Below are 223 nucleotides of genomic sequence, written 5' to 3'. Positions count from 1 at the left end.
GCAACCGGCGCCCGCTGCTGGCATCGCGCGCGCAGATCGATGCCCTGCTGGCGGCCGGCGAAGTGCGCGAACACGGCGCGCGTTCGCACTGCTGGCTGGGCGTGCCGCTGCTGCGCGACGACGAAGTGGTCGGCGCGATCGTGGTGCAGAGCTACAGCCAGAACAGTACCTTCAGCGTGCACGACCAGCGCCTGCTGACCTTCGTTGCGCAGAACATCGGTAC

Annotated in this window: 1 protein-coding gene; it reads left to right on the top strand. The window is 68.6% G+C overall.

Annotated elements, in window-relative coordinates; genetic code table 11:
• The coding region (locus HMPREF0072_RS10925) for a GAF domain-containing protein (protein WP_155811926.1) at positions 1 to 223 on the top strand (223 nt) is incomplete at both ends.

This window comes from Anaerococcus lactolyticus ATCC 51172, from assembly GCF_000156575.1.
GTDB classification, from domain to species: Bacteria; Bacillota; Clostridia; order Tissierellales; family Peptoniphilaceae; genus Anaerococcus; species Anaerococcus lactolyticus.
This window is presented reverse-complemented; position numbering and strand designations above follow the sequence as displayed.